General features: G+C 71.2%; 22 protein-coding genes. 9 read left to right on the top strand and 13 right to left on the bottom strand.

The features are described 5' to 3' along the window. Window positions 1–10 precede the first annotated feature (10 nt). The gene (locus AC2IPW_RS10940) at window positions 11–1273 is read right to left on the bottom strand and encodes an aminotransferase family protein (RefSeq protein WP_416063438.1); all 1263 of its coding nucleotides are present in this window, start codon (window positions 1271–1273) and stop codon (window positions 11–13) included. A gap of 58 nt (window positions 1274–1331) precedes the next feature. Between AC2IPW_RS10940 and hrpA the strand changes: the two genes are divergently transcribed. Then, window positions 1332–5252, top strand: coding sequence for an ATP-dependent RNA helicase HrpA (hrpA, locus tag AC2IPW_RS10935; protein ID WP_486376852.1), 3921 nt, complete (start codon window positions 1332–1334; stop codon window positions 5250–5252). A gap of 24 nt (window positions 5253–5276) precedes the next feature. On the opposite strand, the gene nrdR is transcribed toward hrpA, so the two are convergent. Both nrdR and AC2IPW_RS10925 read right to left on the bottom strand, forming a co-directional pair. After that, window positions 5277–5750 (bottom strand): transcriptional regulator NrdR, encoded by a 474-nt coding sequence (gene nrdR / locus AC2IPW_RS10930; protein ID WP_486376851.1) that lies wholly within the window; start codon window positions 5748–5750, stop codon window positions 5277–5279. Between the two features lie 192 nt (window positions 5751–5942). Further along, window positions 5943–6461, bottom strand: coding sequence for a LysM peptidoglycan-binding domain-containing protein (locus tag AC2IPW_RS10925; protein WP_100246237.1), 519 nt, complete (start codon window positions 6459–6461; stop codon window positions 5943–5945). A 270-nt stretch (window positions 6462–6731) separates the two neighbouring features. Here AC2IPW_RS10925 and lexA point away from each other — a divergent pair, with 270 nt between their 5' ends. Then, window positions 6732–7445 (top strand): transcriptional repressor LexA, encoded by a 714-nt coding sequence (gene lexA, locus AC2IPW_RS10920; RefSeq protein WP_371383037.1) that lies wholly within the window; start codon window positions 6732–6734, stop codon window positions 7443–7445. 74 nt (window positions 7446–7519) lie between these two features. Here the strand turns inward: lexA and AC2IPW_RS10915 are convergent, their stop codons facing one another. The 3 genes from AC2IPW_RS10915 to ptsP all read right to left on the bottom strand — a co-directional run bounded on the left by AC2IPW_RS10915 (window position 7520) and on the right by ptsP (window position 11803). Next, window positions 7520–8662: an acyl-CoA dehydrogenase family protein gene (locus AC2IPW_RS10915; RefSeq protein ID WP_003935613.1), complete on the bottom strand. Its 1143-nt coding sequence runs from the start codon at window positions 8660–8662 to the stop codon at window positions 7520–7522. An 80-nt stretch (window positions 8663–8742) separates the two neighbouring features. After that, a complete protein-coding gene (locus tag AC2IPW_RS10910) occupies window positions 8743–10053 on the bottom strand; it encodes a uracil-xanthine permease family protein (RefSeq protein ID WP_003935614.1) in 1311 nt (436 codons plus the stop codon). Between the two features lie 64 nt (window positions 10054–10117). After that, entirely contained in the window at window positions 10118–11803 is a 1686-nt protein-coding gene (gene ptsP / locus AC2IPW_RS10905; RefSeq protein ID WP_416063433.1) for a phosphoenolpyruvate--protein phosphotransferase, read from the bottom strand. 138 nt (window positions 11804–11941) lie between these two features. On the opposite strand from ptsP, the gene AC2IPW_RS10900 reads away from it, so the two are divergent. Genes AC2IPW_RS10900 through AC2IPW_RS10885 form a run of 4 tightly spaced genes read left to right on the top strand, consistent with a single transcriptional unit; the run spans window position 11942 to window position 16105 of the window. Next, entirely contained in the window at window positions 11942–12709 is a 768-nt protein-coding gene (locus tag AC2IPW_RS10900) for a DeoR/GlpR family DNA-binding transcription regulator (RefSeq protein WP_416063432.1), read from the top strand. Continuing rightward, window positions 12706–13722, top strand: a complete 1017-nt coding sequence (gene pfkB, locus AC2IPW_RS10895) for a 1-phosphofructokinase (protein ID WP_003935617.1) — start codon at window positions 12706–12708, stop codon at window positions 13720–13722. Before AC2IPW_RS10900 ends, pfkB begins: the two co-directional genes overlap by 4 nt. 9 nt (window positions 13723–13731) lie before the next feature. Then, window positions 13732–15795: a PTS fructose transporter subunit IIABC gene (locus AC2IPW_RS10890; protein WP_371383042.1), complete on the top strand. Its 2064-nt coding sequence runs from the start codon at window positions 13732–13734 to the stop codon at window positions 15793–15795. 52 nt (window positions 15796–15847) lie between these two features. Further along, window positions 15848–16105 carry an HPr family phosphocarrier protein gene (locus AC2IPW_RS10885; RefSeq protein ID WP_003935619.1) on the top strand — a complete coding sequence of 86 codons (258 nt, stop codon included), beginning with the start codon at window positions 15848–15850 and terminating at the stop codon, window positions 16103–16105. 2 nt (window positions 16106–16107) lie between these two features. Here AC2IPW_RS10885 and AC2IPW_RS10880 read toward each other — a convergent pair whose 3' ends face one another. The 5 genes from AC2IPW_RS10880 to AC2IPW_RS10860 all read right to left on the bottom strand — a co-directional run bounded on the left by AC2IPW_RS10880 (window position 16108) and on the right by AC2IPW_RS10860 (window position 21196). After that, window positions 16108–17133, bottom strand: coding sequence for a hypothetical protein (locus tag AC2IPW_RS10880; protein ID WP_416063431.1), 1026 nt, complete (start codon window positions 17131–17133; stop codon window positions 16108–16110). Next, a complete protein-coding gene (gene hflX, locus AC2IPW_RS10875; protein WP_003935621.1) occupies window positions 17133–18581 on the bottom strand; it encodes a GTPase HflX in 1449 nt (482 codons plus the stop codon). Before hflX ends, AC2IPW_RS10880 begins: the two co-directional genes overlap by 1 nt. Before the next feature lie 98 nt (window positions 18582–18679). Then, window positions 18680–19546: a diaminopimelate epimerase gene (gene dapF / locus AC2IPW_RS10870; RefSeq protein WP_371383044.1), complete on the bottom strand. Its 867-nt coding sequence runs from the start codon at window positions 19544–19546 to the stop codon at window positions 18680–18682. Between the two features lie 10 nt (window positions 19547–19556). Beyond that, window positions 19557–20492, bottom strand: coding sequence for a tRNA (adenosine(37)-N6)-dimethylallyltransferase MiaA (miaA, locus tag AC2IPW_RS10865; RefSeq protein WP_416063430.1), 936 nt, complete (start codon window positions 20490–20492; stop codon window positions 19557–19559). Continuing rightward, the gene (locus AC2IPW_RS10860) at window positions 20480–21196 is read right to left on the bottom strand and encodes a class III extradiol ring-cleavage dioxygenase family protein (protein WP_416063429.1); all 717 of its coding nucleotides are present in this window, start codon (window positions 21194–21196) and stop codon (window positions 20480–20482) included. The genes miaA and AC2IPW_RS10860 overlap by 13 nt, the downstream gene beginning before the upstream one ends. A 151-nt stretch (window positions 21197–21347) precedes the next feature. On the opposite strand from AC2IPW_RS10860, the gene AC2IPW_RS10855 reads away from it, so the two are divergent. Further along, the gene (locus AC2IPW_RS10855) at window positions 21348–22706 is read left to right on the top strand and encodes a DUF349 domain-containing protein (protein ID WP_416063428.1); all 1359 of its coding nucleotides are present in this window, start codon (window positions 21348–21350) and stop codon (window positions 22704–22706) included. 80 nt (window positions 22707–22786) lie between these two features. On the opposite strand, the gene AC2IPW_RS10850 is transcribed toward AC2IPW_RS10855, so the two are convergent. After that, window positions 22787–23395, bottom strand: a complete 609-nt coding sequence (locus AC2IPW_RS10850; protein ID WP_040781726.1) for an Rv2732c family membrane protein — start codon at window positions 23393–23395, stop codon at window positions 22787–22789. After that, window positions 23392–24939 carry a tRNA (N6-isopentenyl adenosine(37)-C2)-methylthiotransferase MiaB gene (gene miaB / locus AC2IPW_RS10845; protein WP_416063658.1) on the bottom strand — a complete coding sequence of 516 codons (1548 nt, stop codon included), beginning with the start codon at window positions 24937–24939 and terminating at the stop codon, window positions 23392–23394. Before miaB ends, AC2IPW_RS10850 begins: the two co-directional genes overlap by 4 nt. 274 nt (window positions 24940–25213) lie before the next feature. Between miaB and AC2IPW_RS10840 the strand changes: the two genes are divergently transcribed. Both AC2IPW_RS10840 and AC2IPW_RS10835 read left to right on the top strand, forming a co-directional pair. Beyond that, window positions 25214–25942 (top strand): amino acid ABC transporter ATP-binding protein, encoded by a 729-nt coding sequence (locus AC2IPW_RS10840; protein ID WP_203011861.1) that lies wholly within the window; start codon window positions 25214–25216, stop codon window positions 25940–25942. Between the two features lie 59 nt (window positions 25943–26001). Next, on the top strand, window positions 26002–26835 hold the full coding sequence (locus AC2IPW_RS10835; RefSeq protein WP_003935629.1) for a glutamate ABC transporter substrate-binding protein: 834 nt from the start codon (window positions 26002–26004) through the stop codon (window positions 26833–26835). Window positions 26836–26909 lie beyond the last annotated feature (74 nt).

Here is a 26909-nt window from a genome sequence, read left to right as displayed (position 1 = left end):
CGGCCACCGATCACCCCAGGGCGGAGGCGAACCCGTCCGCGAGGTCCTGCACCTGCTCGTCCGTCATCACGAAGGACGGCGAGATCTGTAGCGCCCCCTGCCCCGCCGCACGGCTCGAAATCCCGTGCTGCCGAAGAGTCTTCACGAACTGCAGCGCCTCGGACGCGTCGGCGAGCTGCACTGCGGCCACGGCACCGAGTCCGCTGCGAACCTCCGCGACGCGCGGGTGCTCGGCCAGCGGGGACAGCTTCTCGTGCAGGGTCCGCTCCAGTCGCGCCGACTCGGCGAGCAGGTTCTCGCGCTCGAGGATATCCAGGTTCGCCAGGGCCGCCGCCGCGGCACCGGCATGCCCGCCGTAGGTGTAGCCGTGTCGCCACCACACCCCGCCGGCGAAGAACGGTTCGGCGACCTTCGGGGCCACGAAGACCGCGCCCATCGGCACGTACCCGGAGGTGAGGCCCTTCGCTGTGGTCATCAGGTCCGGTTCCAGACCGAACCGGTCCGAGGCGAACCACGAGCCGCCGATGCGGCCGAATCCGGTGACAACCTCGTCGACCACGAAGAGCACGTCGTGCTCGCGGCAGATGTCGCGGACCTCGGCAAGATAGCCCTCCGGCGGCAGATAGACACCACCCGCGCCGATGACGGGCTCGCAGAAGAACGCCGCGATCCGGTCGGCGCCGACCCGTTCGATGAGGGCGAGCAGCGACTTCGCGTCGTCCCACGACACCTTGGCGGCGTCGTCCCAGAGGCTCCCGTACCCCTCGGCGTTGACCGGGATCCCGGCGAGGGACGTGCCCCCGACGTGCATGCCGTGGTAGGCCTTCTCCCGGCTGACGACGAGGGTCTTCTCCGGCCGTCCCATCTCCTGCCAGTAGCGGCGCGTCAGCTTGGCCGCCGTGTCGATCGAATCCGAACCGCCCGAGGTGAAGAAGATCTTGCTGCCGGGTACGGGTGCGATCGTGGCGAGCCGTTCCGCCAGTTCGACGGTCGGCTCCGCGGCGAGGTCACCGAAGTTGGAGTAGTGCGCGACCTTCGCCAGCTGCGCTGCCACCGCGTCACCGATCTCGGAGCGGCCGTGGCCGACGTTCGCGAACCAGAGGCCGGCGGTGGCATCGAGATACCTGGTGCCGGCTCGGTCCCAGATGTAGGCGCCTTCGCCGCGCGCGACGACGAACGCACCGTCCCGCTCGACGACACCCATGTCTGCGAACCCGTGCCACAACGCGCCCACGATCTGCTCCTGTTCCACGAACGGCGATGAAACCGCCATCCTATGCGCCGGGCGGCGCGCAGCGAGAACGCGCGCTTCGCTAGGCTGTACATCCAGCATGTCCACCTCACGCGAGACTCCGCGCTCCCCTACCCCGCCCGGGCCGACACGCCGTGACCTGAAGTCGGCCCTCGACCACGTGTCGCTGCGCGACGAGCATCGCCTTCGCCGACGGCTCGACCGTGCCCGCCGGCCCGGGGACCTGGCGAAGATCGCCGACGAGATCGAGCAGGCCCGACTGCGGCTCGCCGCGCGGGTGGCCGCCGCGCCGACCGTCACCTACCCCGAGAACCTCCCGGTCTCGCAGCGCAAGGACGACATCGCCGCCGCGATCCGCGACCACCAGGTCGTCATCGTCGCCGGGGAGACCGGATCCGGCAAGACCACCCAGATCCCGAAGATCTGCCTCGAACTGGGCCGCGGGGTGCGCGGCCTGATCGGGCACACGCAGCCGCGCCGCATCGCCGCGCGCGCGGTCGCCGAGCGCATCGCCGAGGAACTCGACTCCGAGCTCGGCGACACCGTCGGCTACACCGTCCGCTTCACCGATCAGGTGTCGGACGCCACCCTGATCAAGCTGATGACCGACGGCATCCTCCTCGCCGAGATCCAGCGCGATCGGCTGCTGCGCCGATACGACACCCTCGTCATCGACGAGGCGCACGAACGCAGCCTCAACATCGACTTCATCCTCGGCTACCTCAAGGAATTGCTCCCCCGCCGACCGGACCTGAAGGTGATCATCACCTCGGCGACGATCGACCCCGAGCGGTTCGCGAACCACTTCGCAGCGGCCGACGGCACGCCCGCGCCCATCGTCGAAGTCTCCGGCCGCACCTATCCGGTCGAGATCCGCTACCGGCCCCTGACGGTCGAGGTGGGCGACACACTCGTCGACCGCGACCCGGTCGATGCCGTCTGTGAGGCCGTCGAGGAACTCGCCGCCGAGGGCGACGGGGACGTCCTCGTCTTCCTCTCCGGTGAACGCGAAATCCGTGACACCGCCGATGCCCTGCGCGAGCGCAAACTCCGGGGCACCGAGATCCTGCCCCTGTACGCGCGGCTGTCGGCCGCCGAGCAGCACCGGGTGTTCACCCCGCACACCGGCCGGCGAGTGGTGTTGTCCACCAACGTCGCCGAGACCTCGCTCACCGTGCCGGGCATCCGCTACGTCGTCGACCCCGGCACCGCGCGAATCTCCCGCTACTCGGTGCGCACCAAGGTCCAGCGACTGCCGATCGAGGAGATCTCGCAGGCCTCGGCGCGGCAGCGGTCCGGACGCTGCGGCCGTGTCGCCGACGGCATCTGTATCCGGCTGTATTCGGAGGAGGACTTCGAGGCCCGCCCCGAGTTCACCGAGCCGGAGATTCTGCGCACCAATCTCGCCTCGGTCGTGCTGCAGATGACGGCGCTCGGACTCGGGGACATCGCCTCGTTCCCCTTCGTCGAAGCCCCCGACCCGCGCGCCGTCCGCGACGGCATCGCGCTGCTCGAGGAACTCGGGGCGCTCGAACGGGCAGCGAAGGACGAACTGCCCCGGCTCACCGGGACCGGGCGCGAACTCGCGCTGCTGCCGGTCGATCCGCGAATGGCCCGGATGATCGTGGAGGGGCACCGCAACGGATGCCTGCGCGAGGTCCTGATCATCGTCGCCGCCCTGTCGATCCAGGACGTGCGCGAGCGCCCGGCCGAGTTCCAGCAGGCGGCCGACGAGAAGCACGCCCGGTTCGCCGTGGAGGGCTCGGACTTCCTCGCCTACCTGCAACTGTGGGACTACCTCAAGCAGCAGCGGAAGGAGCTGTCGTCCAGCAGGTTCCGCAAGATGTGCCGCGACGAGTTCCTGCACTGGCTGCGGATCCGGGAATGGCAGGACCTGCAGGGCCAGCTCCGTCAGATCACCCTGAACCTCGGCTGGGAGACCCGGCACCAGGACGTGGGGCCCGACGCGATCCACCAGTCGCTGCTGGCGGGGCTGCTCTCGCACGTCGGCCTGCGCGAGGGCGAGAAGCGGGACTTCCTCGGCGCGCGCGGAACCCGGTTCGGGATCTTCCCCGGTTCGTCGCTGGCCAGGAAGCCGCCGCGCTGGGTGATGGCGGCCGAGCTCGTCGAGACGTCGCGGCTGTGGGCCCGGACGGCGGCGCGCATCGAGCCCGAGTGGGCCGAGAAGCTCGCGCCGCACCTGGTCAAACGCACCTATTCCGAACCGCACTGGTCCACCAAGCGCGAGGCGGCGATGGCCTACGAGCGGGTCACGCTCTACGGCATCCCCCTCGTGGCGCAACGGCCGGTGCAGTACGGGGCGATCGACAGAGAGGCCTCCCGCGAGCTGTTCATCCGGCACGCCCTCGTGCAGGGCGAGTGGCGGACGCGTCACAAGTTCTTCCATGCCAACCGCGCGCTGCTGGACGACGTCGAGGCGCTCGAGCACCGGGCCCGCCGGCGTGACATCCTCGTCGACGACGAGACCCTGTTCGACTTCTACGACCAGCGCGTCGGACCGGAAGTCGTGTCGGCGCGGCACTTCGACACGTGGTGGAAGAAGGAGCGGCAGAAGAATCCCGAACTGCTCACCTTCACCCCGGACACGGTGGTCAACCAGGACGCCGCCGCGGTCCTCGGCGGCGACTACCCCGACGCGTGGCGGCAGGGCGATCTGCAGTTCCCCCTCACCTACCAATTCGAGCCCGGCACGGAAGAGGACGGCGTCACCGTCCGCATCCCCGTGGCACTGCTCGCCGGGGTCCGGCCCGTCGGCTTCGACTGGTCGGTGCCCGGCATGCGCGTCGAGCTCGTCACCGCCCTCATCAAGACACTCCCCAAGCATCTTCGCCGCCAAGTGGTTCCGGCACCGGACTTCGCCGCGGCGGCCCTCGCGTCGGTCCGGGCCCGATCCGAGCCCCTCGTCAACGCGATGGCCCGGGAGCTGTCGCGGCTCGGTGCGACACGGATCGAGCCGGGCGACTTCGACCCGGCCGCGCTGCCGGACCACCTGCGGATGACGTTCGCCGCCGTCGACGAACGAGGGTCGGTTCTCGCGCGCAGCAAGAGCCTGACCGACCTGCGCAGACGGCTGGAAACCCGCGTCGAGGCCGAGGTTTCGCGGGCGGCGTCGAGCACCGAACGTGCGCCGGCACTGGTCTGGACAGCCGACACCCTCGGCACCCTCGAACCCACGGTGACACGCACGGTGGCCGGTCAGCGCGTGACGGGATACCCGACGCTGGTCTCCGAGGATCGTGGCGTGGCGGTCCGGGTGCTCAGCACCCCGCAGGCGCAGCAGGCCGCGATGCGCACCGGGTTGCGGGCACTGCTCCTCGAGGCGGTCCCCGTGCAGGCGCGCGCTGCGGCGACGGGTCTGAGCAACAGCGAGCGGCTGGCGCTCGGACGCAACCCAGACGGCTCGTTCGAGGATCTGCTCGAGGACTGCCGGGCCTGTGCGGTGGACGAGTCGATCGTCCGGCACGGCAAGCCGGTACGCACACCCGACGAGTTCACCGCGTTGGTGAAGGTGGTGCGGGCCCAGCTGCCGGACCGGGTCGCGGCGCTCCTGAAACTCGTCGTGCCCGCCCTGGCGCGTGCACACGACGTGGAAGTACTGCTCGAGAAGGTGCGCGGCGAGGCTGCCGAGGACGTGCGGGAACAGCTGGCCTCACTACTCTTCCAGGGATTCGTCACCGAGCTGGGCAGTGCCCGGCTCGCCGACCTGCCCCGCTATCTGGCCGCGGCGGCATACCGGCTCGAAGCGCTGCCGGCGAGCGCGCACCGCGACCGGCAGGGCATGGACGTGCTGGACCGGGTCTACGCCGAGTACGACCGCCTGCTCGCACGACTGCCGCAGGAGCGGACCACCGCCCCCGATGTGGTGGCGATCTCGTGGATGATCGAGGAGCTGCGGGTCAGCCTGTTCGCCCAGCACCTCGGGACCCGTGGGCCGATTTCGGAGCAGCGGATCCTCAAGGCCGTCGCGGCGATTCGCTGAGCGGCACCGTGTCCCGCCGGGCGATCAGTCCTCGGACCCGGTCTCGCGCCGGTGCTGGTGCTCGCGCAACTCCTTGATCTCGCGCTCGAAATCCTCTGCAGAGCTGAAGGACCGGTAGACGGAGGCGAATCGCAGGTACGCCACCTCGTCCAGGTCGCGCAGGGGTCCGAGGATGGCCAGACCGACCTCGTTGCTCGGGATCTCCGGGGACCCCTTGGCCCGCACCGCGTCCTCGACCTGCTGGGCGAGGAGGTTGAGGGCATCGTTGTCGACGTCTCGCCCCTGACAGGCCCGAGCTACGCCGCGCACCACCTTATCCCGGCTGAAAGGTTCGGTGACGCCGCTGCGCTTGACGACCGACAGCACCGCCGTCTCGACCGTCGTGAACCGCCTGCCGCACTGGGGGCATGCTCTCCGGCGCCGGATCGCAGCACCCTCGTCGGCCTCCCGGGAATCGACGACGCGGGAATCGGGGTGCCGGCAATACGGGCAGTACATGTCGATTCCTTCGTCGTAGCCGTGCTGGCCGCGACGTCGGCGTGGAACCGATGCCGTCCTCCCGAGACCGGACCCACCGGCAGGCGAATCGCTCTCGGCGCGACCACACGAGGTGGTGTCACTGACAAGAGTCGACAATACCTGCATACCCGGGTCGTCGGCCGAACCCGGTGCCTGCACGCCCATGCCACGTCACCGCGGCGCAGACGCCGGGACGAGCAGGGTCTGGCCGGTGCGGAGGCGGCCGTCCGGCATGGCGTTGAGGTCGAGGATCCGCTCGATCGCCTCGGACCGGGACACACCCGGAGCCACCCGGGCCGCGACGTCGCCGAGCGACTCGCCCGCCTGGACGACGGTGACGTCGGTGCGTGCGGCGCCGGCCGCGACCTGGCTGGTGCGCAGGTGCGCGATGCCGAGCAGTCCCGCAGTCACGAGCGCGGTCAGCAGCGCCGTCGCGAGTACGGTGCCCGGGCGGGTGCGCGTGACCTCGGCCGGCCGGTGCGGAACGCGTGAGACCCGGACCGGAACGCGCCGGTAGTCCACGATCCCCGCGTCCGGACGGACGGGGAGCCGGCGGTCTGCCGCCTCGTGCGGGCGTCGCACGAGATGCGTCGTCCCGGCACGGCGTGCCCCGCCGCCGGTGTCGTGCGGCCCGGGGTCGTCGAACTGCGGGTCGTTCCGTTCGGTCCGGCGCACTGCTGATGTCCTCATCGAGGCCTCCGTGTCACTCGTGCGTGTCACTCGTCCGTGTCACATGTCCGCGGGACAGGACCCGCGGCGGAACTTCGGTCATCGCTCGGTCGACTCTTGTTCGATCACGTGTTCGAAAGAACGTATGTTCGATGTGTACCACGTCGCGCCGGCAAAGTCAGCACAACGGGCGGAAAACGTCGAACAGATGTTTGATAACCGGGCCGCGGAGAGCTAGATTCGTTCCATCACATCCAGCACATCCGACCCACGACGCACGGAGGTCACGACATGACGGACGGCCATCCCCCGGCCGGGCGGAGCCGGACGACCACCGCGGATCCGGCCGTCGGCCTGACGGAACGCCAGCGCCGCGTCCTCGAGGTGATCCGCGAATCGGTCACCGAGCGCGGCTACCCGCCGAGCATCCGCGAGATCGGCGACGCGGTGGGCCTCAATTCCACCTCGTCGGTGGCGCACCAGCTGCGCACCCTCGAGCGCAAGGGTTTCCTCCGGCGCGATCCGAACCGTCCCCGCGCGGTGGACGTGCGCGGCCTCGACGATTCGCAGCCGCCGGCGCCGCAGGGACAGCCGGTGGACGGAGTCGACGTCGCCGCCGGGTCCCCCACGTCGGCTGCCATGGTCCCCGTGCTGGGCAGGATCGCCGCGGGCGGGCCGATCCTGGCGGAGGAGTCCGTCGAGGACGTGTTCCCGCTCCCGAGAGAACTGGTGGGGCAGGGTTCGCTGTTCCTGCTCAAGGTCGTCGGCGAATCGATGGTCGACGCGGCCATCTGTGACGGCGACTGGGTCGTGGTGCGCCAGCAGAACGTCGCGGACAACGGGGACATCGTCGCCGCGATGCTCGACGGCGAAGCGACCGTGAAGACGTTCAAGCGCGTACACAACGACGTGTGGCTGATGCCGCACAACCCGATGTTCGAACCGATCCCGGGCAACGACGCGGTGATCCTCGGCAAGGTCGTGACCGTGATCCGCAAGATCTGACCTCGCCACTTCCGCCGAACATGCACGGGCGGCGCCGCGATCCGCGGCGCCGCCCTGCTCGTTCCCGGGTGGGATCAGAGGTTCAGACCGCGGCCGATGATGTCCTTCATGATCTCGTTGGTGCCGCCGTAGATCTTCTGCACGCGGGCGTCGAGATACGCCTTCGCGACCGGGTATTCACGCATGTAGCCGTATCCGCCGTGCAGCTGCAGGCAGCGGTCGATCAACTCGACCTGCTTGTCGGTGGTCCAGTACTTGGCCATCGCCGCCTCCTGCACGCTCAGGGTGCCGGCATTGAGCTGCTCGATGCACTTGTCCACGAAGACGCGCGCGAGGGTGGTCTCGGTGGCCAGCTCGGCCAGCTCGAACCGGGTGTTCTGGAAGCTGCCGATCGACTTGCCGAATGCCTTGCGGTCGCGGCAGTACTGCATCGTGTCCTCGAGCACCGCTTCCATGGCCGCCGCCGCCACCACCGCGATCGACAGACGTTCCTGGGGCAGGTTCTGCATCAGGTAGATGAAGCCCATGCCCTCCTCGCCGAGGAGGTTGGCGGCAGGCACCCGCACGTCGGTGAAGTGCAGTTCGGCAGTGTCCTGCGCCGCGAGGCCGATCTTGTCGAGGTTGCGGCCCCGCTCGAAGCCCGCCATCCCGCGCTCGACGACGAGGAGCGAGAAACCCTGCGCGCCCTTCTCCGGATCGGTGCAGGCGACGACGATCACCAGGTCCGCGTTGATGCCGTTGGTGATGAAGGTCTTGGAACCGTTGAGGATCCACTCATCGCCGTCCCGCACTGCGCGGGTCTTGATGCCCTGCAGATCGCTGCCCGTGCCGGGCTCGGTCATCGCGATCGCAGTGATGATCTCACCGGAGCAGAATCCCGGCAGCCAGCGCCGCTTCTGCTCCTCGTCCGCCAGCTTCAGCAGGTACGGGGCCACGACGTCGTTGTGCAGCATGAAACCGATGCCGCTGAATCCTCCGCGGGTGGTCTCCTCGGTGACGATCGTGTTGTAGCGGAAGTCCTCGACACCGCCGCCGCCGTACTCCTCCGGCACCGCCATGCCCAGGAAGCCCTGCGCGCCGGCCTTCTTCCAGACCTCACGGTCGACGATCTTGTCCTGCTCCCACTGCTCGTGGAAGGGAGCCACCTCCTGCTCGAGGAACTTCCGGTACGACTCCCGGAAGAGTTCGTGCTCGGGCTCGAAGAGGGTGCGTTCCATGTGCGCTCCTGTATCCGATGACGTACGTCACGCTCACGGTAGACATCGGAAGGCCCGTCTGACGCTGACAGGAACGAGCGTTATTTGTGACCGGACGCGCCGGGCGCCGGACGGCGCAGATCCGCCGCCCGGCGCAGGATCGGGTAGGCGACGAGGATGCCGATCGAGCCCCACGCGATGCCGCCGAGCTCGACGGAGCCCACGGTGAGGGTGAGATCGCCGATCCCGGCCACCAGCGCGGCGGCGGCCACCGTGAGGTTGACCGGATCGGTGAAGTCGACATCGGCCTCCATCCAGATCCGCACGCCGAGAATGCCGATCAGGCCGTACAGCACCAGGGTGGCGCCGCCGAGCACCCCGTCGGGGACGGTGAAGACGAGGGCACCGAATTTCGGCGAGAAGGCGAGGACCACGGCGGTTGCGGCGGCCACCCAGTACGCCGCGGTCGAGTACACCCGCGTCGCGGCCATCACGCCGATGTTCTCCGCGTAGGTGGTGGTGCCCGACCCGCCTCCGATTCCGGCGAGGGTCGTGGCGAGGCCGTCGGCGAGCAGGGCGTCGCCGGCGACGTCGTCGAGGTTTCGTCCGGTCATGGCCGCCACGGCCTTGACGTGGCCGACGTTCTCGGCGACGAGCACCACCACGACAGGCAGGGCGAGCAGTACGACGGACAACTCGAACGCCGGGGCGCGCAGCTCGGGCAGGCCGAACCACGCGGCGTCACGGAGGGCTGTGACGCGTTCCTCGGCGAGTCCGCCGGTGACGGCGGCGAACACCCAGCCGATGACGACACCGACGAGAATGCCGAGGCGACCGAGGAGGCCGGGGCCGAGCACGGTGACCAGCAGGATGGCGGTCAGCGTGATCGCCGCGACGAGCGGCTGCGCTTCGAAGGACCCGACCGCGACCGGCGCGAGATTCAAGCCGATGAGCGCGACGATCGCGCCGGTCACCACCGGGGGCATCAGTGCGTCGACGACGCGGGATCCCGACGCCTTGACGACGAGCCCGACGAGCCCGAGAGCGAGGCCCACGGCGACGATGCCGCCGAGCTGGGCGGCGGGGCCCGCACCGGCCGAGGCCGTGAGCGGTGCGATGAACGCGAACGACGAGCCGAGGTAGCTGGGTACCCGCCCGCGGGTGATCAGCAGGAACAGGGCAGTGCCGATGCCGGAGAAGAGCAGCGTCGTGGTGACCGGGAAGCCGGTGATCGTCGGCACGAGCAGTGTCGCGCCGAACATGGCGACGACATGCTGCATGCCGATGCCCACGGTGCGGGGCCAGGACAGCCGTTCGTCCGGGGCGACGACCTCGCCGTCGGCAACGCGACGCCCGTCGCCGTGCAGGGTCCAGCCGAATCCGGCCGTCCGCGTCCTCAGTTGTTCCTTCACAACGGGGAATGGTAGGCGTCCCCGGTCCGGTCGCGTCGGTGGCTCCCGGCGCCGATCACGTGCGTCAGGCGAGTACGCGGGCCGCCGCGTCGCGGGCCTCGCCGGGGTCGACGGCGCGAAGGACCTCGTCCGCGGCCTCGCGGCAGCGGTCGAGGGTCACCGCGGCCAGGCGGGACCCGACACCGGCGACGGCCGCGGCGGCACACGACAACGAGGTGACGCCCATGCCGGCCAGGACACAGCCGAGCAACGGGTCTGCGGCCGCCTCCCCGCACACCCCGACTCGCTTGCCGGCGGCGCGTCCGGCGGCGGCGGTGCGGGCGACCAGGGCCAGCACGGCCGGTTGCCACGGGTCGGTGAGGGACGCGAGGTGGGGCGACATGCGGTCCGCGGCCATCGTGTACTGCGCGAGGTCGTTGGTGCCGATCGACAGGAAGTCGACGTGTTCGAGGAGGCGTTCGGCGAGCAGCGCGGCGGCCGGCACCTCCACCATCACCCCGGGCACGAGGTCGCGGGCACGGACGGCGGCGGCGAAGTGCGCGGCCTCGGCGACAGTCGCGATCATCGGTGCCATCACCCAGGGCTCGGTGCTCGTGCGCTCGGCCGCGGCGGCGACGGCGTCGAGCTGCCGGTCGAGCAGACCTTCGGTGGCGGTCGCAATCCGGATACCGCGCAGGCCGAGTGCCGGGTTGTGCTCGTCGGGATGGTTGACGAAGCGCAGCGGTTTGTCGGAGCCCGCGTCGAGGGTCCGCAGGACGACCTTGCGGCCGGCGAAGGCGCCGAACACCTCGGCGTAGATCTCCGCCTGCTCCTCGACGGTCGGCTCGGTTTCCCGGTCCAGGAAGCACAGCTCGGTCCGGAACAGCCCGACCCCCTCTGCGGGGGTCGCGCGGGCCGCGCGGGCACCGGCACCGTCCTGGACGTTCGCGAGGATCTCGACGCGATGCCCGTCCTCGGTGGTGCCCGGACCGGCCCACGACGCGACGCGCGCCTGCTCGCTGCGGTCCGCGGCGACGGCGGCCGCTGCCTCGTCGGGGTCGGGGTCGAGGCGGAGCTCACCGGCAGCGCCGTCGAGCAGGACGCGGGTGCCGGCGGGGACGGTGTCGAGGTCGGCCGCCGCGACCACGCAGGGGATACCGAGCTGGCGGGCGATGATCGCGGTGTGGCTGGTGGGCCCGCCGAGGGTGGTGGCGAGTCCGATCACCCGGGTCGGATCGAGGCCCGCGGTGTCGGCGGGGGCGAGATCCTCCGCGAGCAGGATGGACGGCTCGTCGGGCAGGTCGAGACCCGGTTCCGGATGGCCGGCGAGTTCGGCGATCACCCGGTCGCGGATGTCGAGAAGATCGGTGACGCGCTCGGCCATCAGCCCGCCGAGCTTGGTGAACATGTCGGCGAACTGATCGGTGGCGCCGACCGCGGCCTCGATCGCGCCGGCTCCGTTGCGGATCTTCGCGGCGACGGCGCCGAGCCACCCGCGGTCCTCGGCGAGCTGGGCGTTGGCGAGCAGGACCTCGGCGGCGGCGCCCGAGGCCCGGCCGGCGCGACCGCGCAGCCGATCCGCGACCGCGGCGGCAGCCACCCGGAAGCGCTCGGCCTCGGCGTCGCGCGCGGTGTCCGGGATGCGCTCGAACGTGGTGGGAATCTGCGGCCGCGGCGCGGGGCGTACGACCGGCCCGTAGGCAACCCCGGGCACGACCGGCGTGCCCCGCACGATCGAGATCGCCGCCGCTGCGGGGATCACCTTCTCCATGTCTCCTCCTCGCCGCCCGGTGTGTCGGGATGTGCGTCCGGGGTAACTCTGTGATCGAGATTACTCCGAACCATTGACATGTCAACACATACGGGCGTAAAACAACATGAAACAACATTCAGCAGCAAGGAGCCCGGTGTGTACGCGGAGGAACGGCAGCAGGCGATAGCCGAGCTGATCGGCCGACGGGGACGGATGTCCGTCGCCGATCTCGCGACCCGTTTCCGCGTCACCACCGAGACCGTCCGCCGGGATCTGGCCCTGCTCGAACGGCTCGGACATGTGCGCCGCGTGCACGGCGGCGCAATCCCCACCGCCGCACTCACCGTCACCGAGCCCGCGCTGAACGAGCGCGAGCACACCCACGCCGCACAGAAGGACCGGATCGCGGCCGCGGCAGCCCGGTACCTCCCCGCCGCCGGCGGCAGCGTGGTGTTCGACGCCGGCACCACCACCGGCCGCCTGGTGGCGGCCCTGCCCGCCGACGTCGACCTCGAGGTGGTCACCAACTCGGTTCCCATCGCCGCACGGCTCGCCGGCCTCGGATCGGTGCATCTGCACATGCTCGGCGGCCGGGTCCGCGGGATCACGCAGGCCACGGTCGGCGAGGACGCGCTGCGGTTCCTCCGCGCGCTGCACGTCGACGTCGCCTTCATCGGCACGAACGCGTTCAGCGTCGGCCACGGCCTGTCCACTCCCGACCCGGACGAGGCCGCCGTAAAACGTGCGATGGTGCGCTGCGCCGACCGGGTCGTGGTCCTCGCCGACTCCTCCAAGATCGGCCGACAGCACCTCATCAGCTTCGCCCCGGTCGACGCCGTGGACGTGCTCGTCACCGACACCGAGATCGACGACACCGACTGCAAAGAGCTCACCGACAACGGAATCGAGGTGGTGACGGCATGATCGTCACGCTGACCGCCAACCCCAGCCTGGACCGGACGGTCGCGCTGACCGGCCCGCTCGTCCGCGGTGCCGTGCACCGCGCCGCCGCCACCCGCGTGGACCCGGGCGGCAAGGGCGTCAACGTCGCCCGGGTGCTCCGCGCGGCCGGACGACCGGTCCTGGCCGTCCTGCCGGGAAACACCGGCGACCCGTTGCTCACCGCACTCGACGACCACGGCATCGGCTACCGCGCCGTGCCGACCGGGGGTCCCGCCCGCAGCAACATCACCGTCGCCGAGCCCGACGGCACCACCACCAAACTCAACGAACCCGGGCCCGCGTACACCGACGGCACACTGGAGTCGCTGCGCCACACCGTCGTCGACACCGCCGCCGCCGCTCACTGGCTGGTGATGTCCGGATCTCTTCCGCCCGGCGTGCCCGCCGACTGGTACGCCGACCTCGTCCGCTCCGTTCGTGCCGCCGTAGACGGGTCGGCCTGCCGAATCGCCGTGGACACCTCCGAGGCTCCCCTGCTGTCGCTCGCGGCCGGGTTCCCGGATGCCGCACCCGATCTGCTCAAGCCGAACTCGGACGAGCTCGCGCAACTCACCGGCGCGGACGCCACCACCCTGGAATCCGCGGCGGCCGCCGGTGACACCGGACCCGTCGTCACCGCGGGACGCCGGCTCGTCGAACGTGGCGTGGGGGCGGTACTGGCCACACTCGGTGCGGCCGGCGCGGTCCTGGTCACCGCCGACGGTGCCTGGCACGCCGTACCCGGCCCCGTCACCGCCCGCAGCACCGTCGGCGCCGGCGACTCCTCCCTCGCCGGATATCTCGTCGCGGAGCTGGCCGGACTCGATCCCGCCGAGCGGCTCCGCCACGCTGTCGCATACGGCTCGGCAGCCGTGGCCCTCCCCGGCACCACGCTGCCCGGACCCGACGACGTCGACACCGGCGCCGTCGAGGTCACCCCGATCCGTCCCCGCCCCCTCGGCACCCCCTCCCCGGCCCTCCCTCACCACCAGTAAGGACACGCCATGCCAGACCTCGCCTCCGGCCCCGCCTCCGGGCCCGCGATCATCGACGACGGCCTGATCGCACTCGACGCAGACCTCGGCGCCGACAAGGAGTCGGTCATCGCCGCGCTGGCCGCGCGGCTCGCCGACGCCGGCCGCGCCACCGACGCGGCGGCACTGACGGCCGCCGCCCTGGACCGGGAGGCCAAGTCGGCCACCGGCCTGCCGGGTGGGATCGCCATCCCGCACTGCCGCGCGGACGCCGTCGTCACCGCATCGCTCGGCTTCGCGCGGCTGTCCCCCAAGGTGGACTTCGGCGCCCCGGACGGACCCGCGGACCTCGTGTTCCTGATCGCCGCCCCGGAAGGGGGCGGTGCCGAGCACATGAAGCTGCTCTCGTCGCTCGCCCGGGCGCTCGTGCGGCCGGACTTCGTCGGGTCGCTGCGCGAGGCCGCCACTGCCGCGGACGTGATCGCGCTGGTCGAAGGAGTGCTGCCGAAGCCCGCGCCGACCACCACTGCGGCTGCCGATGCGGCGGCCGAACCTGCCCCACCCGTTCCCGTCACCGAACCCACGCCGGCCCCCGCGACCGCCGAGCGCACCATCGTCGCTGTCACTGCCTGCCCGACGGGGATCGCCCACACCTACATGGCCGCCGATGCCCTCAAGGCCGCGGGTGAGCGTGCCGGGGTCACGGTGCGGGTCGAGACCCAGGGCTCGAGCGGCAGCACCCCGCTGCCGGCGTCCGTGATCGCCGGCGCCGACGCCGTCATCTTCGCCACGGACGTCGGTGTGAAGAACCGGGAACGGTTCGCGGGCAAACCGGTCATCGCCTCGGGCGTCAAACGAGCCATCAACGAGCCCGACGTGATGGTCGCCGAGGCCGTCCGCGCGGCGAAGGATCCATCCGCGAGTACCGTCGACGCGGCCGCCGCCGCTGCCGCCGCCGCCGCCGAACCCTCCTCCGGCGAGGTGGGCTGGGGGATCCGGCTGCGGCAGATCCTGCTGACCGGCGTGAGCTACATGATTCCGTTCGTCGCCGCGGGCGGCCTGCTCATCGCCCTCGGCTTCCTGCTCGGCGGATACGAGATCACCGACTCCGCCGCCGACATCGTGGTGAACAACTCGCTCGCCGACCTGCCGGCCGGTGGCCTGCCCACCTACCTCGGCGCCGTGCTCTTCCAGCTCGGCTCGCTCGCGTTCTCGTTCCTGGTACCCGCACTGGCCGGCTACATCGCCTTCGCCATCGCCGACCGGCCCGGCCTGGCACCCGGCTTCACCGCCGGTGCGGTGGCCGTGTTCGTCGGCGCCGGATTCATCGGCGGCCTCGTCGGCGGCATAATCGCCGGTTTCGCCGCGCTGTGGGTCGGTCGCATCCCCGTCCCGGTGTGGGCCCGCGGCCTGATGCCGGTGGTGATCATCCCGCTGTTCGCGACCCTCGCTGTCGGCGCCCTGATGTTCCTCGTCCTCGGCAAGCCCCTCGCCGCGATCACCTCGGGCCTGACGAACTGGCTCAACGGCCTGTCCGGGACCTCGGTCGTCATCCTGGGCGTGATCCTCGGCCTGATGATGTGTTTCGACCTCGGCGGCCCGGTCAACAAGGCCGCCTACGCTTTCGCCGTCGCCGGGCTCGACGTCTCGAACAACGCCTCGCTGCAGATCATGGCGGCCGTGATGGCCGCCGGTATGGTGCCGCCGCTGGCGATGGCGCTGTCGTCGACTCTGCGGCCGGGAATCTACAGCACCGCCGAGCGGGAGAACGGCAAGGCCGCCTGGCTGCTCGGCGCCTCGTTCATCTCCGAGGGAGCGATCCCGTTCGCGGCGGCGGACCCGCTTCGGGTGATCCCGTCCATGATGGCCGGCGGCGCCGTCACCGGTGCGATCGTGATGGCCACCGGGACAACCCTCAGCGCCCCGCACGGCGGCATCTTCGTGTTCTTCGCCATCGGCAACCTGCTGTGGTTCCTCGTCGCCCTCGCCGCCGGCACCGTCGTGGGTGCGCTCTGCGTGACCCTGGCCAAGGAGGTGCACCGACCCGCCCACCTGCGCAGCAGCGACACCGCGGCCCAGCCCGCCGTCGCCTGATCCGACGTCGCCCGATCCGATCGACGACCGTCCCTACCCCGAAGGAGTTCTCATGCCCAGCACCACCGTCACCGTCGGCTCGTCCATCGGCCTGCATGCGCGGCCGGCCGGGATCATCGCCGAAGCCGTGGTCGCCTCCGGCGTCCCGGTGACCCTCGCCGTGGACGGCGGCGAACCCGTCGACGCGGGCTCGGCGCTGCTCGTCATGACGCTCGGCGCCACCCAGGGCACCGAGGTCACCGTCACCAGCGACGACGCCGACGTGCTCGCCCGCATCGCCGAGCTGGTGGCCGCGGACCTCGACGCCTGACCTCAGCCCCGGCGCCGGCGCGAGGACCGTCGCCACAGCCCGCCGGCAGCGGCGGCGACCACCACGATGCCCGCGGCGATCGCCGCGGGCATCGCGCCCTGCGGGGTCTGCGCCGGCTCCGGCGCGGCCGCGGGCCGGAAGAGGGTCACCACATCACGCCACACCCGCACCGCCGGCAGGGCACCCCCGGCGGATTCGGACGCGGTCAGCAGATCCCCGGCCGCGGTGAAGGCCACCGCCTCGCCCTGGGGTTCGCCGGGCACCGGCACCCGCAGGGACGGTCCCGCCGCGAGCGCCGCCACGACGTCGCCGTCGGGAGCGTGGAAGAGGTGGACGTCGGTGTACGTGCGCACAGCGGCGACGGTGCCGTCGGGACCGACCGCGCCACCGGTGACCAGCGTGGAGGACGCCCCGCCGACGGGTCCGCCGGGGGTGTCCGTGGGACCGAGGGTGAGGGTCCCGATGCGTTCGAGAGGGACCGGCCCCGGCTCCGGCAGCTCGTCCACGCTCCGTCCGCCGGCCGGCCGGTAGATGCCGGCGCTGCCGAACAGGGGCTTGGAGACGATCAGCGGCACCCCGTCGCGGGGCAGGAGCAGCGTCTCCGCATCGCGCGGACCGTCGGGGTAGGTGAGGCGGTGCAGACTCCCCGCGCCGGTATCCGGGTCGACCGAGATCAACGCGACGGTCTCGCGGGCGGCGCGATTGTCGCCGATGTCGCCGAGCCAGAGCCGGCCGTCCGGACCCGCGGCGAGGTCCTCCACGTCGTACGGGTCGACGGCCGGCGGGATGCGCCGCAGCACCGCGCAGTCGTCCCCCAGCTCGAAGACGGCCTCGTCGGCGCCGGCGTCCGGCACCGCGAACAGCCGCCCCCCGGCGACGGCCAGGCCCGAGAGCTCCGCGAGGGCAGGGTCGGTGGGAGTGCACAGCACACCCCCGTCGACCTCGGCGGCCGGGGCCGTCGTGGTCTGTGCCGTGGCGACCGGCGCCGACACCGCCGCGACCGCCAGAGCGACGAGGGCGCCGCGCACTAGGCGGCGTACTCGACCAGGGCCGACGCGAGGGCCAGCGGCACGCGGGCGTGTACGCGCGTACCGTCCACCTCGTGCGCGGAGGTCAGGACCTGCCCGTCCGAGTGGATCCGCGCGAGCAGGTCGCCCCGGGTGTACGGCAGCAGCACCTTCACCTCGACGTCCGGGTGTTCGAGCAGCGCAGCGAGGTGCTCGCGCAGGTCGTCGAGTCCCGCACCGCTGCGCGCCGAGACGAATACCGCGTCGGGGAGCAGGGCACGTAGTTCGGTGATGGTCAACGGGTCTGCGGCGTCGACCTTGTTCACCACGATCAGCTCGGGCGGCGGCGGCGCGTCGGACTCGCGCAGCACGTCGGTGATCACCTCGCGCACCGCCTTGATCTGGTCGGTCGGCAGCGGGTCGGACCCGTCGACGACGTGCAGCAGCAGGTCCGCGTCCGTGACCTCCTCGAGGGTCGAACGGAACGCCTCGACGAGCTGGGTCGGCAGGTGCCGCACGAACCCGACGGTGTCGGTGAGCACGTACTCGCGCCCGTCCGGGAGTTCGGCGCGGCGGGTGGTCGGATCGAGCGTCGCGAACAACGCGTTCTGCACCAGCACTCCGGAACCGGTGAGCTTGTTGAGCAGGCTCGATTTGCCGGCATTGGTGTAGCCGACGATCGCGACCGAAGGAATGCGGTTGCGCATCCGCCGGGTGCGCTTGGTGTCCCGAACGGACTTCATCGCCTTGATCTCGCGGCGCAGCTTGGCCATCCGCTCGCGGATACGGCGACGGTCCGTCTCGATCTTCGTCTCACCGGGACCACGCAGACCCACGCCCCCGTTGCTGCCGGCACGGCCGCCGGCCTGCCGCGACATCGATTCGCCCCACCCGCGCAGCCGCGGCAGCATGTACTCCATCTGCGCGAGCGACACCTGTGCCTTGCCCTCGCGGGAGGTCGCATGCTGGGCGAAGATGTCGAGGATCAGCGCGGTGCGGTCGATGACCTTGACCTTGACGATCTTCTCCAGGGCGGTCAGCTGCGCGGGGGTGAGCTCGCCGTCGCAGATGACGGTGTCGGCGCCGGTCGCCAGAACCACCTGGCGCAGTTCCTCGGCCTTGCCGGAACCGATGTAGGTCGCGGCGTCGGGACGGTCCCGGCGCTGGATCAGGCCCTCGAGCACCTGGGAACCGGCGGTCTCGGCCAGGGCGGCGAGCTCGGCGAGACTCGCCTCGGCCTGGACCGCGGTGCCTCCGGTCCAGACCCCGACGAGCACGACCCGCTCGAGGCGCAGCTGCCGGTATTCGACCTCGGTGATGTCCTCGAGTTCGGTGGACAACCCGGCGACGCGGCGCAGGGCGCTGCGGTCCTCGAGTTGCATCTCGCCGACCGACGGGTCGGCGGCGGCCCAGCCGGGGACACGGTCCGTGTCGTCGGTGGCCGATTCGTTTCGTGGTGTGTTCGTCATACACGACCATCGTCCCACTTCGGGCGCGCCGACGCATGCGACTTTCCGGGTGTCCGCGCAGGGCGAAACCCGGCGACGTCGCGGTGTCGCAGTGACAGTCAGCCCAGACCGTCCCACCAGTGGTCGCCGATCGTGCCCGATGCGACCAGCACCGAGGGGCCGCGCAGCGCGGCCCGGCCGTCCTCGATGCGCACCTGCACCGCCCCACCGGGGACGTGCACCCGGACGGTTCCGGAGTCGGCACCGTCGAAGCGCAACGCCGCTGCGGCGGCCGCGACCGTGCCGGTGCCGCAGGACCGGGTCTCCCCCACGCCCCGCTCGTACACCCGCATGTCCACCGCGCCCGCGGCGATCGGCGTGAGGAACTCGATGTTGACGCCCTGGGGAAAGAAACCGGGGTCGAAACCCGGACCGGACAGGTCCAGGGCCGCCAGGGTCGCCGCGGTCAGGTGCGGATCGACGCAGGCCAGATGGGGGTTCCCGACGTCGATGCCCAGACCGCGGTACACCCGGCCCTCGATGGTGGCGGTCGACTCGCCCAGCTCGCGCACCACGCCCATGTCGACGGTGACCTCGCCGTGCGTCGCGTCGGCGCTGTGCACCTGCACCGGCTTGCCGCCGGCGCGACTGCCGACGACGAACGCGTCGCGGGATTCCAACCCGCCGGCCGTGACGAAGTGGGCGAACACCCGCACTCCGTTGCCGCACATCTCCGCGATCGACCCGTCGGCGTTGCGATAGTCCATGAACCAGTCGTCGGCGGCCGTCCCCTCCGGCAGCGCGGGCAGGACCCCGGCGTCGACCAGCGCCCCCGCCCGCGCGACGCGCAGGACGCCGTCGGCGCCGAGACCGCGACGACGGTCGCACAACGCCGCCACCCGCTTCGGCTCGAGGGAGATCCGCACCTCCGGATCGGGAAGGATCACGAAATCGTTCTCGGTGCCGTGGCCCTTGCTGAAGTCCATGCCCGCCACCTTATCGACGGTCCGCCCCGGCGAGAACTCGAAGCGCCACGTCCCGCAGCCCGGGATCCGCGCCGTCGATCCAGTGCACCCGCGGGTCCCGGCGGAACCACGAGCGCTGCCGGCGCACATAGCGCCGGGTCCCGATGAAGGTGCGTTCTCGCGCGTGTGCGAGGTCGCAGTCCCCGGCCAGGTACTCGAGCACCTGCGCGTACCCGATCGCCCGGCGGGCCGTGACACCCTCGCGCAGCCCCTGGTCGCACAGGGCCGCGACCTCGTCGACCAGTCCCTGCTCGAACATCCGGTCCGTGCGCCGCGCGATCCGGTCGTCGAGCGCCACGGTGTCCCGGTCCACCCCGATCACGACCGTCCCCCATCGGGGTTCGCCGATCTGCGGCTGCGACGCCGCGAACGGCGCCCCGGTGAGCTCGACCACCTCGAGTGCGCGAACCATGCGGCGGCCGTCGGTGGGCAGAATCGTCGCCGCGGCCACCGGGTCGGCCCGGCGCAGCGCGTCGTGCACCGCGCCCACCCCCTCGTCGGCGAGCAGCGCCTCCCACTTGGCCCGGACCTGCGGATCCGTGGCGGGGAACTGCCACTCGTCCAGGAGCGCCTGGACGTACATCATCGAGCCGCCGACGATGATCGGCACGGCGCCCCGCGCCCGGATCGCCTCGACGTCGGCGGTCGCGGCCTGCTGGTACCGGGCGACCGTGGCGGTCTCGGTGACATCGAGGACGTCGAGCTGATGATGGGCGATGCCGCGACGCTCGCCGACGGCCAGCTTGGCGGTGCCGATGTCCATGCCGCGGTACTGCTGCATGGCGTCGATGTTAACGATCTCCCCGCCGAGTTCCTCGGCGAGATCCAGGCCCAGGTCGGACTTTCCGGTGGCCGTCGGGCCGACGACGGCGACCGGGCGGATGGAGTAGGCGCTCACGGCCGCCACATCCCCACGTGGTATCCGACCCCGTACGGTGCGCTGCAGTGGGTCGTGGCGGCCGACGCCGGTCCGTCGGGACCGAACACGGCGGCCAGCACCTGCCAGGCCGCGCGGCCGTCGCAGACCGTCTCGGCGCACAGTGCCGGGTCGAGCGCGGCGAGGGCGGCGACGTCGCCGACCGCCAGGGCGACGCCGAGCGCCTCGTCCAGGTTCTGCGCCTCCGGATGGTAGGCGCCGGGGGCCTTCGCGGTGAGCGTGGCGGGGCCGTCGGCCACCACGAGCAGCGCCGTCGGGGTGCGGTCCGCGTCCAGGGTGCTGCGCAGCCGTCGCCCGAGCCGGGCGCAGTCCTGCGGGCTCGTCCCGGCCGGCACGACGTGCGTGGTGGCGCGCACGACCGGCGCCGTCCGGTCGCGCAGCCAGCCTGCGATGAGCGCCGGCAACGGCAGCTGCGGATCGGGGGTCCCCGTGGCCGCCGGCCCGAGCGCGACGACCAGGTCGACGCCGAAGCCACGGAACGTTCCGACGGCCGTGTCCGGAACGTCCGACGCGTCCGTGCCCGCACCGACGACGACCCACCGCGCGGCGGCACGCAGTTCCGCCCCGACGGCGAGCACGGCGGCGCGCAGGTCGGCGGTCTCGGTGGCCGCGGAGCCGGTCAGCTCGGGAACGAGCAGGGGTGGGGACGGCACGAACGCCGCGGCGATCAACACACGGGCCACCGTAGTCGACCCGACCCGCCGCCTCGCGGCCGTGCGACCTGTTTCAATAGTGGGCGGGCGTGGTCTCGGAGCGACCTCCGCGGCCCGACCACGCGAACCAGTGCGACCAGGCAGCCGTGCCGCGCGGCAGAGATGAGGACCGATGACCGACCCGAACGCAACCCAGGAATCCCGCGCTCCGAAGCCGGGCGCCCCCAAACCGGGTCGGCAGCGGCCGGCCGCCGAGACCTCCGCTCCCAAACCACACCCGGCCGCTCATCCCCACCCGCAGCCCACCGTTCCGGCCAGCGATCCGAGCCGGTGGGGCCGCGTCGACGAGGACGGCACGGCGTGGGTGAAGACCGCCGGGGGCGAGCGGTGCATCGGGTCCTGGCAGGCGGGCGATGCCGCCGAAGGTCTGGCTCACTTCGGCCGCCGGTACGACGACCTTGCGACCGAGGTGGCGATCCTCGAGTCGCGTCTGAGTTCGGGCACCGGCGATGCGAAGAAGACCCGGGCGGCCGCCCAGTCGCTCGCCGAGTCCCTTCCCACCGCCGCCGTGATCGGTGACCTCGACACCCTCGCCGCACGGCTTGCGGCGATCGTGGCGGACTCCGAGAAGGCGGCCGTCGCCGCGAAGCAGGAGAAGGAGCACCAGCGGGCAGCGGCCACCGCCCGTAAGGAGGCGCTCGCGGCGGAGGCCGAGCAGATCGGCGCCGAGTCGACGCAGTGGAAGGCCGCCGGTGACCGGTTGCGCGAAATCCTCGAGGAGTGGAAGACGATCCGCGGCGTGGACCGCAAGGTCGACGACGCCCTGTGGCGGCGCTATTCGAAGGCCCGGGAGGCGTTCAACCGCCGGCGGGGCGCGCACTTCGCCGAACTGGACCGTGAGCGTGCCGCGGCCCGGACCCGCAAGGAGGAACTCGTGGCGCGGGCCGAGGAACTGCAGGACTCGACGGACTGGGGCGCGACGGCGGCCGCCTTCCGTGAACTGCTGGCGGAGTGGAAGGCGGCCGGCCGCGCCCCGCGCGAGGCCGACGATCAGCTGTGGAAGCGGTTCAAGGGCGCCCAGGACGTGTTCTTCGCCGCCCGCAACGCCGCCGCCTCGGAGCGGGACGCCGAGTTCGAGGAGAACGCACGGGCGAAGGAGGCGCTGCTGCAGTCGGCGGCGTCGATCGATCCGTCGGCGGACATCGACGCCGCCCGGGCCCGGCTTCGCGAACTGCAGGACCGGTGGGAGGAGATCGGCAAGGTCCCGCGGGAACGCATGCACGACCTCGAGGGCCGGCTGCGGGCGATCGAGAAGCGGGTCCGCGAGGCCGCCGAGTCCGAGTGGCGGCGTACCGACCCGGAGGCACTGGCCCGGGCCGCCCAGTTCCGGGAGCGTGTGCGCCAGTTCGAGGAGCAGGCGGCCAAGGCCACCGCGGCGGGCCGCCCGAAGGACGCCGAGAGCGCGCTCGCGCAGGCGCAGCAGTGGCGGGAATGGGCCGACGCCGCGGAGGGCGCCGTCGGGGAGCGGTGAACCCCGGACACGACTGAACCCCGGACACGACGGTGCCCCGGCTCGTTCGAGCCGGGGCACCGTCGGATGCCGGGGGACGGTCAGTCGTCGAGCAGGCCCTTGTTCTCCTGCCGGGCCGCCGCGTCACGCAGTTCCGCCTCGGCGGCGAGCTGGAGCGAAGTGCGCGTCCACACCACCTTCGCCCAGTGGAAGGTGAGCACCATGAGGGCGAACCAGCCCAGGATCAGCCCGATGCCCGGTCCTGCTCCCTGGTCGCCGACGGGCAGGGTCTGCCTCGTCCAGATCGAGAGCATGCCGAACACGATCGACACCGCGGAGCCGGCCAGCGCCAGCCACGCCAGCACCCATCGGCGGGTGACGAGCGCCAGGATGGCGAAGATCGCGCCGAAGACCAGGGCGAGCCACACGAAGATGCGGGACGGCAGGGCGATGGACTCGGCGGTCGCATCGGGGGCGAAGGACAGCACCTCCCACGCGTTCGCTGCCCCGGCGTGGGGCAGGCTGAACGAGCCGAGCAGCACGAGCACCGCGACCGCGACGACGAGCGCCCGGGCGCCCGGGTCGATCTCACCGGCGATCTTGCGTTCGGCCGCTTCGAGGTCGGCACGGACTTCGTCCATCGGATCCCTTCCGTCGTTCCCGGCGCCGTCGCCGGGGGTTCTACCCTCGTCGGGGCCGCCCGCCGTCATGCGCCGCATCCCGTCGGGGCCGGCAGCGGTTCGGGCGCACCGATCTGCGGGAGGCCGAGCCCGACACCGATGGGCGGTGTCTTGGGTGTGCGGCCCTGCTCGAACCGGTCGCCCGCGCGGGTGCGCCGGTGGGTCAGGATCGGGGTGTCCGCGACGAGATGATGGGGAGCCGCGTCGCTGACGACGACGGTGACGATGTCCCCGGGGCGGACCGCACGGTCGACGTTCCCCGCGGGCCGGAAGTGTACGAGCCGGCCGTCACGGGCGCGACCGCTCATGCGGGCGGTCTCGGCGTCCTTGCGGCCTTCCCCGGCGGCGACGAGCAGTTCGACCTCCGTACCCACGAGTGCGCGGTTTCCCTCGAGGGCGATCCGCTCCTGCAGAGCGATGAGCCGTTCGTACCGTTCCTGGACCACGGCCTTGGGCAGCTGGCCGTCCATCTCCGCGGCGGGGGTGCCGGGGCGCTTGGAGTACTGGAACGTGAAGGCGCTGGTGAATCGGGCCTTCTCGACGACGTCGAGGGTTTCCTGGAAGTCGTCCTCGGTCTCGCCGGGGAATCCGACGATGATGTCGGTGGTGATCGCCGCGTGCGGCATGGCCGCACGCACCTTCTCGATGATCCCGAGGAACCGCTCCTTGCGGTACGACCGTCGCATTGCGCGCAGGACGCGGTCCGAACCCGACTGCAGCGGCATGTGCAGCTGCGGGCACACGTTGGGGGTCTCGGCCATCGCCTCGATGACGTCGTCGGTGAACTCCGCGGGGTGCGGGGAGGTGAACCGGACCCGTTCGAGGCCCTCGATGTCGCCGCACGCGCGCAGCAGCGCGGCGAACGCGCCGCGGTCACGGGGCTGTTCGGGGTCCGCGAACGAGCGGCCGTAGGAGTTGACGTTCTGCCCGAGCAGAGTCACCTCGAGCACACCTTCGTCGACGAGCGCACGGACCTCGGCGAGGATGTCACCGGGCCGGCGGTCCACCTCCTTGCCACGCAGCGACGGGACGATGCAGAAGGTGCAGGTGTTGTTGCAGCCGACGGAGATCGACACCCACCCGGCGTAGCTGGACTCGCGTCGGGCGGGCAGGGTCGAGGGGAACGCCTCGAGGGATTCGAGGATCTCCACTTCGGCGCGGCGGTTGTGCCGGGCACGGTCGAGCAGTGCCGGCAGACTGCCGATGTTGTGCGTGCCGAACACGACGTCGACCCACGGCGCCCTCTTCACGACGACCTCGCGGTCCTTCTGGGCGAGGCACCCGCCGACGGCGATCTGCATGTTCGGATTGGCGTCCTTGACCGGCCGCAGATGGCTCAGGTTGCCGTAGAGCTTGTTGTCGGCATTCTCACGTACCGCGCAGGTGTTGAAGACCACGAGGTCGGCGGCCGCACCCGGCCCGGCCTTGACGAATCCGGAGTCCTCGAGCAAGCCGGACAGGCGCTCGGAGTCGTGCACGTTCATCTGGCAGCCATAGGTGCGCACCTCGTAGGTGCGGGCGCCGGCCTCGACGGTCGCGTCGAGGGCGGCCGGGGCGCTGGGTTCACGGTCGATCGATGACACGTCTCAGCCTAGCTCACGGGCCGGGCCGGGCCCGAAATGGGCCGAGGGAAACAACGCCAAGGGAAACAAGTTAGTCCATCGCCGGTCGCCGCGGGGCGAACCGGCTCCGGTCTTTCGGCGCCGACCGTAAATTTTCCATTACGCAGTCCGAACTCGGCTTCCGAAAGTTGCTGCACGGCGGCACGGGCAGCATAGGGTTCTGTCCATGACACCAGCGGCGGTCGAATCCGAGAAGCCCTCCGGCTCGGCGGGCGGCGCACCCCCGATGATCTCGATGTCGGAGGTGCAGAAGCACTTCGGAGCCCTGCACGTGCTGCAGGACATCAATCTGGAGGTACCTGCGGGGCAGGTCGTGATCGTGGTCGGGCCGTCCGGGTCGGGCAAGTCCACCCTGTGCCGGACCATCAACCGGCTCGAGCCGATCGACTCGGGCGAGATCCGGGTGGACGGGAAGGTACTTCCCGCGGAAGGCAAGGCGCTCGCGGCGCTGCGAGCCGACGTGGGCATGGTGTTCCAGTCGTTCAACCTGTTCGCGCACAAGACGATCCTCGAGAACGTCATGCTCGCCCCCGTGAAGGTGCGACGCAAGGGCAAGAACGATGCCAAGGAGCAGGCCCTGCAGCTTCTCGACCGTGTCGGCATCGCCAACCAGGCGGAGAAGTATCCCGCCCAGCTCTCGGGCGGGCAGCAGCAGCGCGTCGCGATCGCGCGGGCCCTGGCGATGAGCCCGAAGGTCATGCTGTTCGACGAACCGACGTCGGCGCTGGATCCCGAGATGGTCCAGGAGGTGCTCGACGTCATGACGTCGCTGGCCCGGGAGGGCATGACGATGCTCGTCGTCACCCACGAGATGGGTTTCGCCCGCAAGGCCGGCAACCGCGTGCTGTTCATGGCGGACGGGCAGATCGTCGAGGACACCGATCCCGACACGTTCTTCACCGCACCCAAGTCCGCCCGCGCCCAGGATTTCCTCGGCAAGATCCTCAGTCACTGACCCGGCGTCGCCGCCGCACCCGATCCGGGGCGGCACCACCCACAACACGGAGGTACTCGATGAGAATCACCCGCTCGGTTCGCCTGGGCATCGGCGCTGTAGCCGTCGCTGTGCTCGCCACCGCGTGTGGCGGAGACGAGCAGCGCAGTGTGTCGCAGTCCGCCGAGAGCGGCTCCCTCGTCGTCGGCATCAAGTTCGACCAGCCCGGACTCGGGTTGCGCAACCCCGACGGCACCTTCAGCGGATTCGATGTCGAGGTCGCGAAGTACGTCGGGCAGCAGCTGGGGGTGGCGCCGGAGAACATCGAGTTCAAGGAGGCTCCGTCGCCGCAGCGCGAGACCCTCATCGAGAACGGTGAGGTCGACTACATCGTCGCCACCTACTCGATCACCGACGCGCGCAAGGAGAAGGTCGACTTCGCCGGGCCGTACTTCATCGCGGGCCAGTCGCTGCTCGTGCGGGCCGACAACACCGACATCACCGGACCGGAGTCGCTCAGCGGTGGTAAGCGGCTGTGCTCGGTGGCCGGTTCCACGCCCGCACAGAACGTCAAGGACACCTACGCGCAGGATGTGCAGCTGCAGGAGTTCGACACGTACTCCGCTTGCGTGGAGGCGCTGCGCAACGGCGCGGTCGACGCCGTGACCACCGACGACATCATCCTCGCCGGTTACGCGGCTCAGTACCCGGGCCAGCTGAAGGTCGTGGGCGAGCCGTTCACGGAGGAGCGCTACGGCATCGGCCTGGCCAAGGGTGACACCGAGTCCCGCAATCAGCTCAACGACGCGATCGAAGAGATGATCGCGAGCGGTGCCTGGCAGGCGGCCCTCGAGTCCACGGTCGGTCCGTCCGGCTACCCGTTGCCGGAGCCGCCGCAGGTCGACCGCTACTGACCGTCCCATGCCGTCCGGCCGGCCCGTGCGACGACTCGTCGCGGGCCGGCCGGATCCCAGTCCCCGATCGGTGG

It is taken from the genome of Rhodococcus sp. NS-SX18 (assembly GCF_057367935.1).
This window is presented reverse-complemented; position numbering and strand designations above follow the sequence as displayed.

Bases quoted from the DNA above. Each gene is read 5' to 3' on its own strand.
- AC2IPW_RS10915 (WP_003935613.1), bottom strand. From the start codon at position 8,662: ATGGAACGCACCCTCTTCGAGCCCGAGCACGAACTCTTCCGGGAGTCG.
- hflX (WP_003935621.1), bottom strand. From the start codon at position 18,581: ATGACGAACACACCACGAAACGAATCGGCCACCGACGACACGGACCGT.
- AC2IPW_RS10835 (WP_003935629.1), top strand. From the start codon at position 26,002: ATGAGAATCACCCGCTCGGTTCGCCTGGGCATCGGCGCTGTAGCCGTC.
- lexA (WP_371383037.1), top strand. From the start codon at position 6,732: ATGACGGACGGCCATCCCCCGGCCGGGCGGAGCCGGACGACCACCGCG.
- pfkB (WP_003935617.1), top strand. From the start codon at position 12,706: ATGATCGTCACGCTGACCGCCAACCCCAGCCTGGACCGGACGGTCGCG.
- dapF (WP_371383044.1), bottom strand. From the start codon at position 19,546: ATGGACTTCAGCAAGGGCCACGGCACCGAGAACGATTTCGTGATCCTT.
- AC2IPW_RS10850 (WP_040781726.1), bottom strand. From the start codon at position 23,395: ATGACGGCGGGCGGCCCCGACGAGGGTAGAACCCCCGGCGACGGCGCC.
- nrdR (WP_486376851.1), bottom strand. From the start codon at position 5,750: ATGTACTGCCCGTATTGCCGGCACCCCGATTCCCGCGTCGTCGATTCC.
- AC2IPW_RS10925 (WP_100246237.1), bottom strand. From the start codon at position 6,461: ATGAGGACATCAGCAGTGCGCCGGACCGAACGGAACGACCCGCAGTTC.
- AC2IPW_RS10885 (WP_003935619.1), top strand. From the start codon at position 15,848: ATGCCCAGCACCACCGTCACCGTCGGCTCGTCCATCGGCCTGCATGCG.
- AC2IPW_RS10890 (WP_371383042.1), top strand. From the start codon at position 13,732: ATGCCAGACCTCGCCTCCGGCCCCGCCTCCGGGCCCGCGATCATCGAC.
- ptsP (WP_416063433.1), bottom strand. From the start codon at position 11,803: ATGGAGAAGGTGATCCCCGCAGCGGCGGCGATCTCGATCGTGCGGGGC.
- hrpA (WP_486376852.1), top strand. From the start codon at position 1,332: ATGTCCACCTCACGCGAGACTCCGCGCTCCCCTACCCCGCCCGGGCCG.
- AC2IPW_RS10855 (WP_416063428.1), top strand. From the start codon at position 21,348: ATGACCGACCCGAACGCAACCCAGGAATCCCGCGCTCCGAAGCCGGGC.
- AC2IPW_RS10940 (WP_416063438.1), bottom strand. From the start codon at position 1,273: ATGGCGGTTTCATCGCCGTTCGTGGAACAGGAGCAGATCGTGGGCGCG.
- AC2IPW_RS10840 (WP_203011861.1), top strand. From the start codon at position 25,214: ATGATCTCGATGTCGGAGGTGCAGAAGCACTTCGGAGCCCTGCACGTG.